The sequence below is a fragment of the Sphingobacterium thalpophilum genome, from assembly GCF_901482695.1.
Lineage (GTDB): Bacteria > Bacteroidota > Bacteroidia > Sphingobacteriales > Sphingobacteriaceae > Sphingobacterium > Sphingobacterium thalpophilum.
Genome location: NZ_LR590484.1, coordinates 3,555,236 through 3,570,919, shown reverse-complemented (window position 1 = coordinate 3,570,919; position 15,684 = coordinate 3,555,236). Strand labels below are relative to the sequence as shown.

Annotated in this window: 10 protein-coding genes; 3 read left to right on the top strand and 7 right to left on the bottom strand. The window is 44.2% G+C overall.

The annotated features are described in order from the left end of the window. Positions 1 to 199 precede the first annotated feature (199 nt). Complete coding sequence (rlmB, locus tag FGL37_RS14720; RefSeq protein ID WP_370483004.1) at positions 200 to 997, bottom strand: 23S rRNA (guanosine(2251)-2'-O)-methyltransferase RlmB; 798 nt, start codon at positions 995 to 997, stop codon at positions 200 to 202. 73 nt (positions 998 to 1,070) lie between these two features. Continuing rightward, positions 1,071 to 2,921 carry a DNA polymerase III subunit gamma/tau gene (locus FGL37_RS14715; RefSeq protein WP_028069840.1) on the bottom strand — a complete coding sequence of 617 codons (1,851 nt, stop codon included), beginning with the start codon at positions 2,919 to 2,921 and terminating at the stop codon, positions 1,071 to 1,073. 349 nt (positions 2,922 to 3,270) lie between these two features. Here FGL37_RS14715 and FGL37_RS14710 point away from each other — a divergent pair, with 349 nt between their 5' ends. Further along, positions 3,271 to 3,966 carry a hypothetical protein gene (locus FGL37_RS14710; RefSeq protein WP_028069839.1) on the top strand — a complete coding sequence of 232 codons (696 nt, stop codon included), beginning with the start codon at positions 3,271 to 3,273 and terminating at the stop codon, positions 3,964 to 3,966. A 96-nt stretch (positions 3,967 to 4,062) separates the two neighbouring features. Here the strand turns inward: FGL37_RS14710 and FGL37_RS14705 are convergent, their stop codons facing one another. The 5 genes from FGL37_RS14705 to FGL37_RS14685 form a co-directional block, all read right to left on the bottom strand. Further along, a complete protein-coding gene (locus FGL37_RS14705) occupies positions 4,063 to 5,337 on the bottom strand; it encodes a BACON domain-containing protein (protein ID WP_232048708.1) in 1,275 nt (424 codons plus the stop codon). Positions 5,338 to 5,350: 13 nt separating this feature from the next. Then, a complete protein-coding gene (locus tag FGL37_RS14700; protein WP_028069837.1) occupies positions 5,351 to 6,244 on the bottom strand; it encodes a DUF1735 domain-containing protein in 894 nt (297 codons plus the stop codon). Between the two features lie 71 nt (positions 6,245 to 6,315). Continuing rightward, a complete protein-coding gene (locus FGL37_RS14695) occupies positions 6,316 to 8,313 on the bottom strand; it encodes a RagB/SusD family nutrient uptake outer membrane protein (protein WP_232048707.1) in 1,998 nt (665 codons plus the stop codon). Between the two features lie 74 nt (positions 8,314 to 8,387). Next, positions 8,388 to 11,519 (bottom strand): SusC/RagA family TonB-linked outer membrane protein, encoded by a 3,132-nt coding sequence (locus tag FGL37_RS14690; protein ID WP_028069835.1) that lies wholly within the window; start codon positions 11,517 to 11,519, stop codon positions 8,388 to 8,390. Positions 11,520 to 11,537: 18 nt separating this feature from the next. After that, positions 11,538 to 12,863 (bottom strand): IPT/TIG domain-containing protein, encoded by a 1,326-nt coding sequence (locus tag FGL37_RS14685; protein WP_028069834.1) that lies wholly within the window; start codon positions 12,861 to 12,863, stop codon positions 11,538 to 11,540. A 447-nt stretch (positions 12,864 to 13,310) separates the two neighbouring features. Between FGL37_RS14685 and FGL37_RS14680 the strand changes: the two genes are divergently transcribed. Both FGL37_RS14680 and FGL37_RS14675 read left to right on the top strand, forming a co-directional pair. Continuing rightward, on the top strand, positions 13,311 to 13,997 hold the full coding sequence (locus FGL37_RS14680; RefSeq protein ID WP_028069833.1) for a hypothetical protein: 687 nt from the start codon (positions 13,311 to 13,313) through the stop codon (positions 13,995 to 13,997). A gap of 258 nt (positions 13,998 to 14,255) precedes the next feature. Then, positions 14,256 to 15,455, top strand: a complete 1,200-nt coding sequence (locus tag FGL37_RS14675; protein WP_232048706.1) for a hypothetical protein — start codon at positions 14,256 to 14,258, stop codon at positions 15,453 to 15,455. The last annotated feature ends 229 nt before the right edge of the window (positions 15,456 to 15,684 follow it).

The window sequence follows — 15,684 nt, the reverse complement described above, 5'->3', positions numbered from 1 at the left end:
GTTCTCTTCCCGATTGTTTATACTGCTTATTCGATCCTTCTGATATGATCTCATGATGAAGCGATCCACGGACAGTCTGGCATGCCGGCTTCGGGCTGTTGCATTGTCGGAAGACGGAAGCATACAGCCCTGGCACGTATAAGGCAGTTTTTACCCCTGAGGAATGAAATATGAGCGACTGCTACCTCCGCCAGAAAAATTATTTTGTTTTGCTGATCATCCGTTGGCGGATAGCCTCATAGATCACAACAGCTGCTGACACAGAAACATTAAGAGAACCGATTTCGCCGTACATCGGTATTTTGGCAAGGTTGTCGGAAATACGGATCAGGTCGTTTGATACGCCGACGTCTTCTGCGCCCATGATCACACAAGTCGGTGCCGTATAATCCACGTCGTATATGCTTGAAGTTGTTTTTTCCGTACTTACAACCAGCTGCACACCCGAATCAATCAAAAACTTGCCGACTTTGGACAGACTGTCGTGACGGCATACAGGTATTTTATATAGGGCACCCGCAGACGTCTTGATCGCATCAGGATTTACTTCTGCCGAACCTTTTTTGGGTACTATAATGGCATGTACGCCCGAACACTCCGCGGTACGGGCGATAGCGCCCAGATTACGTACATCGGTCACGCCATCCAGCATCAGAAGTAACGGGGTCTCTCCTTTTTCATAGATCTGTGGTAACAGCTCTTCGATATTCTGATATGTAATCGGTGAAATTACCGCGATAACACCCTGATGATTCTTGCGCGTGATACGGTTGAGCTTTTCAATGGGTACCTGCTGGTAAGCAATATTGTGTTCTTTCAACAAGGATTTCAATTCCAAAATCAAACTGCCACTTAATCCGCGCTGGATAAACAGCGACTCGATTTCTTTACCACTGTCGATCGCTTCAATGACGGCCCGAATACCGAATACCATCTGATTCACTTCCCGTCTTTCGCCGTGATCACGCTCACGTCTCTGAAAATTTCCTTGCATCATAAAATTAAAATATTGCCTGCCCCATACAGGGAATGCAAAGGTACAAAAATTTAACAGGAATATCGTCGTTTATTTAGCTCAGTCCCAGGTTAAATTCTTTACGTAATTGATCCAGAAGCGGATTCTTGTTGACCATAGCCTGATACTTCTCCTGAGAAGTGTAGGGCTTGCGTGTCACCGCATGTTCCATCATGACTCCCTGGATATCCAGAGCAAAGTTCTGTAATTTAACCCGCAGGTAGTTTAACACATCGATTTTGGCGCTTTGCAGCACGTCCATCTGTACGGCATTCTCGACATCCACTTCTATGAGTGTTCCCTGCAAGCGCGGTTGAGTAGCGGTCATCAATGTGTAGAGATTAATCTTGTTTTCTGCTTTCAGCTGTTCGGCATACATATTCCATAAACTGATAAATTGACTAAAGGTTACTTCACGTTGTTCTGTGCCTCTGATCAGTTCGGGCTCGTCACCCTCTTTAGCTACTGAATTGTTTTCATAAATGGTATTTAGATCGGGCAAAGAAGGAATGATCGCACTTGCTGCGGCCCCCCATCCTCCTTTCTTTACTTTCGGAGGCACATTTGGAGCTGCATTTTTTTGTTCGGTTTTTTCTGTCAAATGCTTATCAGCTACGGTAGGATGCCCATTGGTCGGGAGCTCAACAGGAGCTGCCGGCGTGCTTATCGGTGTATTTTGTGCGCTGATATCGGAAGATACATGTGCTGCTGCTGTCTGATGAGGCTGAACGCTTACCGGTTCAGGAAGTTTTTTTTTTAGGCCTTCAGCTGCTGAAGGCGTCTGTACAGCCCCAAGCTGACTCAACTTGATTGCGCTTGCGATATGACACATCTTCAATAGGGCCAATTCCACCTGCAGACGCTGGTTTTTGCTTGTTTTGTAATTAATCTCACACTGATTTGAAATATTCAATGCCGAGAGGAGCAATCCCGAGGACGCTCTCTGTGCCTGTTGCAGGTATTTTTGACGAATGCTGTCGCTGACTTCCAGTAGCTTGAGTGTCGACGGTTCTCTTGCCACAAGCAAATTGCGGAAATGAGCAGATAAACCAGCTATAAAATGGCTACCATCAAAGCCGTGATTCAAAATATCGTTAAAGGTCAGCAGCGCTTGAGCAGCATCTTCGGCCAAGATGGCATCCGTCAGTTTAAAATAGTAATCGTAATCCAGAATATTGAGATTGTCGATTACAGCCTGGTACGTGACATTCTTGTTTGAAAAGCTGACAATTTGGTCAAACATCGACAGCGCATCGCGAAGACCGCCATCGGCTTTCTGCGCGATGATATGCAGACCGTCCTGATCGTATGCGATCGCCTCTCTGTCGGCGATACGCGCCAGATGGGCTGCCATATCTTCTACTTTGATCCGGTTAAAATCAAAGATCTGACAGCGTGACAAAATCGTCGGCAAAATCTTGTGTTTCTCTGTTGTGGCCAGAATAAATATCGCATAAGAAGGTGGTTCTTCCAATGTCTTTAAAAAAGCATTGAATGCAGCTTGCGAAAGCATGTGCACCTCATCGATAATATAGATTTTGTATTTTCCAGCCTGTGGCGGTATCCGTACCTGATCGATCAGATTACGGATATCATCCACTGAGTTATTGGATGCAGCATCCAGTTCGTGAATGCTAAAGGAGTTTCCGTTCTGGAATGATTTGCAGCTGTCACATTCACCACAGGGTTCAGTGCCCGGCGCTATGTTTTCGCAGTTTATTGTTTTGGCCAAAATACGGGCACAAGTAGTTTTTCCAACACCCCTTGGTCCACAAAACAAAAATGCCTGGGCCAACTGATTGTTGTGAATCGCATTCTTGAGGGTACCAGTAATATGTTGCTGGCCTACAACCGAATCAAAGGTAATCGGGCGGTATTTACGTGCAGAAACAATAAAATTATCCATTGCACGAAGATACGGATTTTAATATAATTTTTCTACGTAACATTCATGTGTAGCGGAAGTAGACTGTAGCACTCTTGCAGTATAATCTCATTTTCTGACATAAAAACAGCAGCGCCTATACTTTTTATGGTCAGGTAATTGAAAAGTTTTTTATATACAATGATGCGCAAGAATACTACACCAAAGTGTTCTAGACAAAGTCATTTTAAACTGCTATTTTTAGCAGTTTAAAAGATCATTCGGAAACATTTATTTTTTGATAATAAAAAAAACAATACATCCCTGCATCGGGACACCTTAGATGCAGCAGCTTGTTCATAGCGATAGTTAACTTAAAAAAACAAATTTTATGAAGCACCTAACACACCTATTTTACACTTTTTTATTTAGTACATTTTTATTTGTAGGCTGTAAAAAAGAAGACAGCTATGAGGAACTCACGAGTCTAGCAGCGGATAAAATCGAGCAGGCCGTTAAACTAACTGAAAATCTTTCCTGCAGTGATCTGAAAGAATGCCGTATTGACACACTTTATTACACCTATGTACCCGTACACCCGAGCATCGAGCAAGCCTATAATAAATTAATTGCCGAAGCCGCTGATCTCAAGGAGAGAGCACGAAAAGTATATAAGGGACCTATCGTTTACGACACAAGTGTAGCCCCCAATTATCTTCCTCCTCATTATGGGATACGATGCATTGCCGGTAAACTGAAAGTTGCTTCAGCTAGAGATTTAGAATTATCAGAAATCAATCAACGCCTGGCGGATCTACTCCCAAAACTGCAGACTTTTTTTGATGACGTTCCCTGCAACGATCCAAGTAAATGGCACATCACTACCTTTCGTAAAGACTGTGAATTTATCTCTATACTGTATACCGACAAAGAAAACTTCGCTGAGTTTGGAAATATGGCAGAGCAATATAAGCACTTGGACAACGCAAAAAGAATACTGGACAAAAGCTTAAATTGCAGTACGACAAATGACAAACCTGCTAAAGGTGTGGTTTGTGAAAATGGCAAGCCCAAAATCACTTATTAGAACCTCGATGTACAAAACGGCCAGTCTACAGCATATTGGTCTTTGTATGCAGCCCATGCAGCTACTTAGGAGGTAGACATGCATGGGCTAATGCAATTATTTGGTTACGGTAACGACAATATCGTCTATAAAAATACGGTTAACGGTAGCAGGCCAGTTGCCAGCACGCTGGTCAAAGGCACCACCGAGAAACCACAGCTGAGTCTCAGCGGTAGCCCCTGTGACGACGAAAGAATAGGTCGCTTCCGGCGCCTGCCATGCGGCCCGGCACGACTCCAAGCTGGAGTTGGTCGCAGGTACATTCATTACATTAAACTGGCCTACACTGACAGTCCCGGGGCCTTTTACCCCCACACTCAGCAGATGATGGTCATTAACAGCATAGCGTACAGCTTTAAACGTCACCAACAGGTTTTTTGTACGCTGTACGTTCTCGAGCTTAGGCGAGATGAGGTCACCACCATAATTTGTACGGCCTAATTTTATAAACCCCGGCCGCGCATAAATCGAAGCATAGCTTCCCCCGCCTTCAGTGGGATTTGGCGTACTTGTCCACCCTTTCGCCAGTTCATCAGGAGTCCATAGGGCAATCCGCGTCTCGCCGGAAGTGGCATTAAAAACTTCGCTTCCATACGTTAACCAGTTAAAATCTTCCCGTAGAACAACATCTCCGACTTCCTGCAGCTTCACGCCTTTCTGATGAACAACAAGAGGTGAAGGTTGCTGTACGTCGTTTAAAAATAAATGCAGATTTGCTGTACGTTCTATATCGGTATTTTTATCAACAGCAATGGTTATAGGAGTATCTCCTTCCCCCTCCCGGGGAGAGACGTCTACCCAGTTAGACTCATCCTCGATGAGAACTTTCCACCTGCCGGTAGAACGGAGGACATACTGTCCTGTTATTCCTGCTTCGACAACTTCCAGGCGGTCAGAGAGACCGTCGATTTTTAGATAAGGATCTTTCTCCTGCTCTTGGTCAGTGGCACCTGCCTGCTCTATTTTTAGCACGCTATTTTGCAACTTTCCATTAAGCGTGAAAAATAACGTCAGCGAGCGTAATTCGGGATTGGTATTTCTATTGACGGTAACCGTAAAAGTTCCATTGCCGTTTCCCTCCATCGGATCAATTTTAACCCAGTTTTCTTTCCGCAGCGGCTCCACTTTCCAGCTCCCACTTGCCTGCACGGTATAAGTCGCGGATGAACCGGCCGCCGCAGCTTCCAACTTCGAGGGGTTATCTTTCAAAGCAAAAGAACCCTCCATCTCCATATCGTCTTTACATGAGGCAAATAGCATCATGAAGCTAAGACAGAGCACATATATTGATTTTGGAAGTGTATCCAGTTTGTAATAATTATTTCTGTTCATGGATTTCATCATTTTATTTAACCTGCATTTCAACCCGCTCCTTCATAATCGTTGTGACATTACCAATGGTGTACTGATAAGATAATAAAAACACGTTGGTTCGCATACCAAATGCTTCTTCCACCTTAAATTTATTGGGGTACATGGGGTCATTGTCCAATTGCACCACCTGTATATTTTTGTAAGGCTTTATTTTTACATTGTTAAATTCGTCCATTTCGAGTATCAGGCAATTCTTTTCGATATCGGGAACTTTGGAGACAAAAGTTTCGTTTCCGGCAACCATACGCACGCTGTTACGGGTCAGGGGAAACAGCTGTTTGTTTGCTGCAGTTGCCAGACCATTGGCAAAGCCCACCATGGAATACATAGTATTCTGAGCTTGTGATGCATACATATTCTCGATAATGACTTGGTACAACATGGTACTTTTCTTGGGTTTGATCTCGACACCGGAAGGACTTGTTGCCTTCAGCCCGATAAAATAAGTGGAATCTGGCGACAGTCCGTCTGGACGCAGCTTGATCATCGTACGCCCAGTAAGCTGCCCTGCCTTGATCACAATCTTATTGTCCATGATCTCATACTTTTCTTTAGGAAGTAATTTGGCATACAGTTCTTCTGCATTGTCATAAACTGCAAAATTATATTTTGCCAATGGCGCGGCATCTTCTTCTAATCCGATGACCAGATCTTTGGTAGGCGGATGTGTCCCTCCCGATGATGCTGCGACATATCCGATAACTTCTTCGCCCGTCAGCTGCACAACTTCTTTAAACGTATTGTGATAATCAGAGCTGATCAGCGCTACCTCGTTTTTATACATTTCCTTTTCGAACACTTCGTTATCCTTACAGGAATAGAGTACAGCCGAGAGTGCAAGTACTGCTATAAGACTTCGTTTCATATCTATTTCATTATGGTCCGCCGTCAATCAGCTGCCGGAAGACCTTTGTATTTTCTTTCTGTTGCTTACTCCTAATTATATCCCGGGTTCTGGTCCAGCGAAGGCAATCTTCGCATCTCGGCTCTTGGTATGGGTACCCAGATCAGCTTTTTGTCCACCTGACGAGTTAAGAACGATGAAGTACCCGGCGACACTCTTTTATAAAAAGTCTCGCTATTTGCGCCATCGGGATTCATGCCACGGATAGGCTCACGCTCAGTTTCCTCATACATTCCCCAGCGGCGCACATCATAAAAGCGCCTGTTTTCCCATAAAAACTCAACCATACGCTCACGTTCGATCTGCTTCTGAACGGCGGCTTTGCTTGCAAGCTGAGCGGATGACAAGCCCGGCAAGCCAGCACGGTAACGGACCGCGTTAAACGAAGTGCTGATCTCGTTCTGATCGCGGCTCAGGGTATAGCTTTTGTCGCCCAGTTGCACAGTATGGCTACCGGTAAGGTTATTTAGAGCCTCAGCATACGACAACAACATTTCCGCATAGCGGATGATGGGATAGGCTTTGGGCATCATCCGGGCACCGGTACCAGTAAGCGCATCGAAGGCGTGGTTCCATTTTTTGATTACATATCCAGTCAGCGGATAGTTGGGTGAAGAGGCCGACACCCCGCCGCGGCCATCAGGTTCCTGATAAAAGTATTTGGCCGTATGATTATTAAGTGTGGTGCTGGACAGGGCCTGCCATACGGCTCCGTTAAATCCGACCGAAGCATAAAAACGCATCTCACGATTGGCATACATCTTAAATATACCCGCATTTAACGGATACCCAGAAAAGTTACGAGGCTGAGTCGTAAAAAGATCATTGAACGTGCCTCCCGCCGGAAGGTCAGCAACCGTTTCGAAATAAGTATCCCCCCGGGCTTCTTCTTTCGTACGACCATCGTCCATTAGGTAGGCGTCCACGACCTTCTGTGTCACGGAGAAACGTCCCCAGCCGCCCAGCGTTGGCGGGAATGCCCCCTGATTTAAATTCGTGTTCAGATAGGTCGTATTTCTACCCCAGATATACTCAGGGTTAATCGAGGCCACGGCCTCTCCTGTAAACACGTCAGAGTAGGACCTAAAGGCATCGATACCTTTTGCACCATTCGGATAGCTGCCGTAAAAATTGGGATCTGTAGTGACACCGGCAGGTAATTCCGGCGTTCTTTCATCTGCAGGGACTGTATATAATTTATATTTTCCCATATCCATGACGCGCTTGGCGGCGGCTGCCGCTACGGCCCAGCGTTTTTCATCATATTGCTGTGAGACATAGTGAACGCCGTCAGTCCTGCGGGTCCAGTTGCCAAAATACGAACTCGCTACCGGTCCACCATTAAACAGCGGGCTGGCATGGATCAAACGTAGACGGGCAATCAAAGCATATGCAGCACCTTTAGTGGGCTTTCCAAAATCCAGTAACCCCACATCTACCGGTAACTGTACCGCAGCCTTTTCGAACTCCTCACAGATATACTCCATTGCTTCGTCGTAGGTCGCTCTGGGGCGATCATAATATTCTATGGTCTCATTTGTATTCACGATCTCGTCACCCAGCAGAATTGGCGGCCCGAAATCTATAATAAGATTATAGTAGGCATAGGCTCGTATAAAACGGGTATATCCTTCAATACGATTACGGTCGGCGTAGGTCATATCTCTGGGTTTATCGATATTTTTTAACACATTATTGGCTTTGCGGATAATCTTATAGTATGTACCCCACTGGTTAAGGCCGCCGTAAAAATCCGGCGTGATGTTGCCCGTCACAAAGTCCATCCCGTAATAAATATTGGTTGTGCCAGCACCTGTCAGACCATTGATGGCCTCATCGGTTGCCATAGGCCCGGGGGTGTAATTGCTACGGATTGTATTGGATTCATCCGGAAACAGCGCAGCTGCTCCCCACATGTAAGCCTCGATATACCGCTTGTTGCTGTACGCCGAATCAATATTGAATTCGTCGTCAAAATAAGTGTCGATATTCAGATAGTCTTTACAGGATATTGCTGTAATTAACAGCATCAAAACTAGTCCAGTTTTCGTTATCCTTTTTATGATCGTTGACGTTTTCATGTCTATAATTGATATCTGTTCTACTAAAAATTGATATAAGCCTGTAACGAATAAGTTGTTGGAATAGGATATTTACGTCCGCCCCATGCCGCTTGTTCCGGATCAAAAATCTTCACGTTATCCCAGATATATAAATTGTTTCCAACAAATTGAAGATCCATGGATTTTATACCGACCTGTTTAAGAAAGTTTGGACTAACGTTATAGCTCACGGTCAGCTCCTGTAGGCGGATATATTTGGCATCCCCCTGCCAGAAGGTGGATAGTTGGCTGTTGTTGCTGTTATTTCCATACTGCAGCCGTGGGAAACGGGCGTTCGGATTTTCTGCCAGAGACAGATCGATACCGTGTTCCAGAGCATAGTCTCTTGGGATCCACCGATTTTTGGGGTCATTTACCAAAGAAATTAAATTGCCCTGTGTTCCGGCAAAGAAAGGCATATAACCCATCCCTGTATTTTCCACGACACCTTTATAGTTCATCGGCTGACCTACATAGAAGAAGGAGGTCTTACCTGTCCCTTTGAAGAGCACGCCCAAAGACAGGTTTTTGTACCGAAACTCTCCGCCGAAACCAAACATGGTCAAGGGATAATTGCTATGCGTGAGAGGCACTTTGTCCAAGGTATTGATCACCCCGTCACCATTGACATCTTTGTATTTGATGTCACCCGGCAAAACGGCTCCAAAGCTCTGGGTAGGGCTGTATTTGATATCGTCCTCGTCTTTGAATAAACCCAGTGCCTGGTAGCCACGGATGGAGTTATAGGGGTAGCCATTATACTCCAGATAAGGATACTCCAAGTAAGCCTGTTCCCAATTTTGCACCACATTTTTGGAATACGTAAAATTCCCCCGGAGCGTCAAGGTCATATCGTTGTTGATCTTGGTGGTGTAGGTAATATTGCCATCTGCTCCAGAGCTTTTCATACGCCCGACGTTGGCATAGGGATTGGAAATCACGCCTACATAATCTGGCACCTGTACACGGGGCTGGAAAATACCATTGCGCTGATCCTCGAAAAAATCAATTACAAAATCGATCTTGTTATTAAACAATTTTCCTTCGATTCCCAGATTGGATTTGATCGCTCGCTCCCAGGCCAGATTGTCGGCTCCAATACGGGTTTCGGTAATCGTTTCAATTCCACCGACACCCCAGACATCACTTCTATAAATGTCAGCTTTTGTCAGATAGGGAAAGCGTACTGCATTGATGATGCGGTCGTTACCGACTGTACCGTAGGACGCCCTGATTTTGAAGTAGTCCAGCCACGGCGCTGCTTCCTGCACAAACTTGTAGCCCGTTGGCACCCAACCCAATGCAATCGACGGGAAGAAGCCATATTGACGGCCCGGCTGGAAGTTTTCCGAACCTGTATAGCCGAAGTTGGCATCTAGCAAATACGTATCTTTGTATCCGTATGTGAATCGGCTGGACACCCCCTGATACCGTACAGGGATTGCCGTCAGGTTGTTTGTGGCATCATCGGTGTCTTTGGCATCACTCAGGTAATAATAGATCAACGCCGAAGTTCGGTGGTCTTCTCCAAATTTTTTGTCATAATTTAAACTGGACTCAAAGAAATATTTGCGGTACTGCCTCAAGCCTTTGGCATAGTCAGCAGGCCGTTCCTGTACTTTTTGCGCCATGATGAGTGAACCGTCCAAATTACGGCCTGTAGCTTCATATAGCGCAGGCTGCAGCCATCTGCGTTCCGCGAAATAACTATGAATATCGTAGGCACCCTGTGCACGTACTTTGAGCCCTTCGACCAGACTTTTTAAATCCTGATCTAGTGCAAGCGTTATTTTCCCTTTATAAATTTGCTGATTATAGCGACCGGTGCGGTTTATCATGACGTACGGAGACGAACGTTCTCCACTGCCTATTCCGGGCAAAAGTCCGTTTGAATACTGGATCGGTATAGATACCGGAGTTAAGGTCGACTGGGTTTTCCAGATATAGTCTGTATCTGCGATCCCCGGTTCTTTTCTATCGGAAAGAAAACCATCCGATCCTAGGAAGACTTTGGTCGTCTTTGTCAGGTTGATATCCAGATTGACGCGATAGTTATAGGTATTGTATCCCACGTTGGAACTGTAAATAGAGTTTTTATCCACTTTGTAGGCAGCCGTTTCCGTGTTGCCCCCTAGGCTCAGGAAATAACGGGCAACTTCAGATCCGCCCCGGCCGGACGCATAATAACTCTGGCGCCAAAAGTTTTTATTCAATATTTCATCCTGCCAGCTGACATCCGGATACATATCGGGATCCAGATTATTTTTTATTATTCCCAGTTCAGTATCATTATATAAGGGTTCACTTCCCCTTACGATAGAGGCTTCATTCGCAAGCAGGGCGTAATCATAGGCACGAAGGTATTTTGGCAATCGGCTTAAGTGGGACATGGTTGAATTGACACGGCCCGTAATCTGTATACGGTCCACCGTACCGCGTTTTGTGGTCACCAGCACCACCCCGTTCGCTCCTCTGACACCGTATACCGCTGTTGCCGAAGCATCTTTCAGGATCGAGAAACTCTCCACATCCGCAGGGTCGATGGTATTCAGATCCCCTTCAAGACCGTCGATAAGGACCAACGCTTTCGCATTGGCTCCGAAGGTACCGATGCCACGCACCCAGAAGTCTGCAATATTTGCACCGGGTTCCCCGGATGTCTGCATCGAAATAACACCCGCTGCACGTCCGCCCAGTAAGTTGGCGATAGAAGGCGCAGGGCTTTGTAACTGTTTGACATCTACTGTGGTGATGGCGCCCACAGAGCTTATTTTTCGTTGTTTGGCACCAAGCCCAACGACCACCACCTCATCTATATTCGTACTTTTATCCAGCAGTTTTATCTGTAAGCCGGTTATGGATTCAATGACCAAGTGTTCTGCCGTTTCATATCCCACACTGGTAAACACCAGCCTATCCCCGTACACAGCCTGGATGCTGAATTTGCCGTTTTCATCTGTTGAAGTCGCACCAGTGGGTTTATCCTTGACATAAATAGACACCTTGGATATCGGCTGTCCTTTTTCATCAACAACAGTCCCCGCAACCGTGAGCTGTTCTTGCGTCTGCTGTGCAAACGTGACCGAAAAAAAGAAATAGATCGGTAGTATGCACAAAAAATGAATGATCTTCATGATAGTGTAATAGGTTAATTATTCGATAACTAGTTTACGGATACGGGCGTTGTTCCAGTCGGCTATGTATATATCCCCCTGGTCGTTAACCGCCACTCCCCAGGGCTGGTTAAATTGAGATTCTACAGGTCCGCCATCTTTATACCCAGCTTTTGTAGGCTGTCCAGCGACTGTGGAAACGATACCGTCTGCAGACAACATACGGATACAGTGATTCCCATAATCGGCAATAAACATATTACCCTGCTTGTCAAATTTGATATCTTTGGGATAGTTGAATATGGCATCTTTGACCGGCCCATCCCTAAATCCCGAACCTCCGGGTGCATTGATACGTTTAAACCCGCCAGTACCGTTAGGATCACGCAGATCCAGCACAGATATGCCCTGCGCGAATGTATTGGGACTGGCGTTGGAATGTAGCGTGATATAAAGTTCCCAGGGTTTGGCCGGATTGATCGCCTGTCCATACTGCGAACCATATGGTCCCTGATGCACAATGGTTGCCGCATAGGTGATCGGGTTTATTTTAGCGACCTTACCATCACGGAAGCGCGTATAGAGATGGCCGTCATAAGGGCAGAATGTGACGAAGTTTGCATAGCGATCCGCCTGCACAATAGAACCGTAATCAGCGGCAGAGAACTGCGCATTGCGCTGCCGCAGCGTCCAGGCTTCTCTCGGATCGAATGAGAAAAATACCTCTGCAACGGACTCGTGCGAAACGGTCATGATGCCTGTCTCTCGGTCCACAGTAACGCCATTGGCATAGGGATTGGGATTTGAGGTGGCAGAGTATAATGGCGTTACAATGTTTTCTTTCTCATTGATACGTGCGATACCATAAGAACCGCCATCACGCCAGGTCATAAATAAATTGCCCTGCGCGTCCATATCCAGGTATTTGCCATAAACATGCGCCTGATCGAGTGTCCCCGCCAAAAAATTCTTGTCTCCAGTTCCTGTCACCGTGCTTACCTGAGCCTGGATATGATAGGTAAATGACTTGTCGTAGACTACGGAATCTTGACCGATAACCACGGAAATTTTAGGATTGTCACCCGGTAATCGCGGCACAATAGCATAGATGCGCTCTCCACTGGAGGAGATTACTGCCGCCCGCGCATTATTAAAATACACTTTGATTTTACTCGGATCGGTTCCAAAATTTTCACCGTCCAGTAAGATTTTATCTTTCGCCCCCCCTTCTGTTGGGTAGAAAGAAGAAAGCACGATTGGTTTGCCGGGATCATGCCCACTTTGCTTTGTTGCAGCATCTTCTTTACAGTGAGAAAAAAAAAGCAACGATAACAAAGGAATTGTCAATTGATTGAATTTTTTCATAATGACGTCGGTTAAATGAATCTACAATTGGTTCTAATGTTAGATCGAATATAATTTAAAAAACAAACAAAACAAATATTTTAAAACAAAAAATGAAATAAAAAAAAGTTAATAACGGTTAATCTGAAAGAATTAGAAATAATAGACATAAGCTAATACAGGTTATCTTTTTAAAATTAAAACGCTGTAAAACTAACAACTAGCTTATATAATGCTTCAAAAAGCTTATTATTATATTGTTAATAATGTTTTAAATTAATACTAAACATCGTATCGGGAGAAGGAAAAAGAAACAATACTTCAAAAACGAAAGCAAATTCAACTAACAAATGAAAGTATATCAATTTGTAACAGCTGTGAGCAGCAAACAATACGTACTGTCCAAATGGTTGTAGCATGGAGCTGATATTTAACGTTATCCAGGTTGGAAAGATTTAACACCAAATTATGAAAAAAAGAATAGCCCTATTTTACACCCTCTTGTTGAGCGCTTTATTATTTTCCGGCTGCAAAAAAGAAGACAATTATGACGAACTCAGCAGGCTTGCCGATCTTAAAATCCAGGAAGCCATAAAATTAGCCACAAGCCGCCCTTGCAGTGATCTGAAGGAATGGTATATTGATACATTGTACTATACCTACGCGGCCGTACATCCTAGTTTTGAGAAAGAGTACAAGCAATTGCTTGCCGAAGCAAGGGAGCTACAAGCGAGGGCTCAGAAAGTTTATAAAGGCCCCCCTATACTTAACGATCCGGGACCTCTTCCGCCCCATTTTGGTTTGCGATGCCTTACCGGCCATGTCAAAGTCGCCCGGGCCACAGATCTGGAACTTGAAGAAATTAACCAGCGTCTGCATGATCTATTTAGCCAGATCACCACATTTTTTGATGATGTGCCTTGCACCGACGCCAGTAAATGGGGCGTTGTTACCATACGCAAAGATTGTGAGTTCGTTCCGATATTGATGACCGAGACAAAGAATTTTGCAGAGTTTGGAAATATGATGGAACAATATAACCAGCTATATCACGCAAAAAGGTTGCTGATCAAAAGCTCCGACTGCCCATCCCGAAATGACAAGCCTGCTAAAGGTGTAGTTTGCGAAAATGGCAAACCCAAAGTGACATATTAATTTGAAACGCCAAACAGCCCAGTTCTCTACACTGGGCTTTACGATTCATATTGGAAGGCATTTCTCATATAAAGCTCCCTCCTTTGTTCAGTATCCGTTTTTATCCATTTGCAGCTATGAGCTTACCAAGGACAATAACACCTATCAATATCAGGTCATTTCATATCAAATAAACACAAACATTTGTACCAAATACTTTAATAATTGCCAGACAATTATTAAATTTATATTACACTAATGTTATTAAATTGTTAAGAATTGACTATCAATCGGATCCATATTGCGTTTTTGACCCTTCTAGTGTGGTTGAGTTACAGTCCGCAGCTGCTTAAGGCGCAGCAGTATGAGTTCGATTTTTACGATGGGAAAGTCTCTGTTACTGTCCCAGTTAATTTTAATATTCCGTTCGATGACAGTTTAACAATTGCTCATGTGCAACAGTTTTACCAGACGGTCGAACAGACAGATTATTATAATTTAGTTAATAGTCTCTTGGACTATAAAGACAAACAGCATCTGAATGACTGGGTGTATTATCAGCTCATCCGGCGCACAGCTCAACAGATTGCTCCTAAAGCAGAAAACTATGCACGTTATACTTTGTATAAGTGGTTTCTTATGTGCAAATCAGGTTATGACGCACGTCTGGCCGTTGGCAATAGTCAGATCATATTCTTTATTCAAAATAATGAGGATATCTCGGACATCCCCTTCTTTGAGATCGACGGTAAAAAATATACCTGTTTGAATTTCCATGACTATGGAAAACTATTTCAGCGAACCGATACCTATGTCCCAGTCAAAATCAAAGTGCCTGAGGCAACTAACGACTTCAGCTATAAAATCACAAAGCTACCCGATTTTGTGCCCGCCAATTATATAGAGAAGCAAATCGCCTTTAATGACGGACATAAAGCCTATCATTTTAACATTAAGCTGAATAATGATATCAGTGATCTATTTAAAAACTATCCCGGAGTAGATTTTGAAACGTATTTTAACATCCCTCTGAGCAAGGAGACCTATCAGTCCTTAATCCCAGCACTAAAGGAAAATTTGAAAGGAAAGAGTGAGAAGGATGGAGTAGATTATTTGATGCGATTTACCCGCTATGCATTTTTATATGAAAATGACGAAGAGAACTTTGGAAAGGAAAAACGCCTTTCTCCCGAACAAACTTTATTGAATACATATAGTGATTGCGATGACCGGGCAGCTTTGTTCTTTTATTTAGTTAAAGAGATTTACAATCTACCTATGATTACGCTTCTTTACCCCACCCATATCACAATGGCCGTCCAATTTGAGCAGTCGGTTGGCGATGCCATTTTATACAATGGTAAGTACTATTCTGTATGCGAACCTACTCCACAGGCGCAGAGCCTGGCTATCGGTCAATTATCAGATGAGCTTAAAACGCAAACCTACCAGATTGTGTACCATTATGAGCCAAGGTAAACCACGGCTCATAAGAGGTTCAAAAATAGCTACAACATGGACGGTGCAATAACTATAATTTATTAATAAGATCTAACAAATCGGAATATTTACCATCCGATCATAAGTTTACGTTTTAATTGGCTGTAGAACGAAATATTGGAATCGAATACAAAAAATCCTGCACGTGGCAGGATTTTCATATAAAATTTATTTTTAGAATATATAGGCTAATATTGAATTAGTCTAT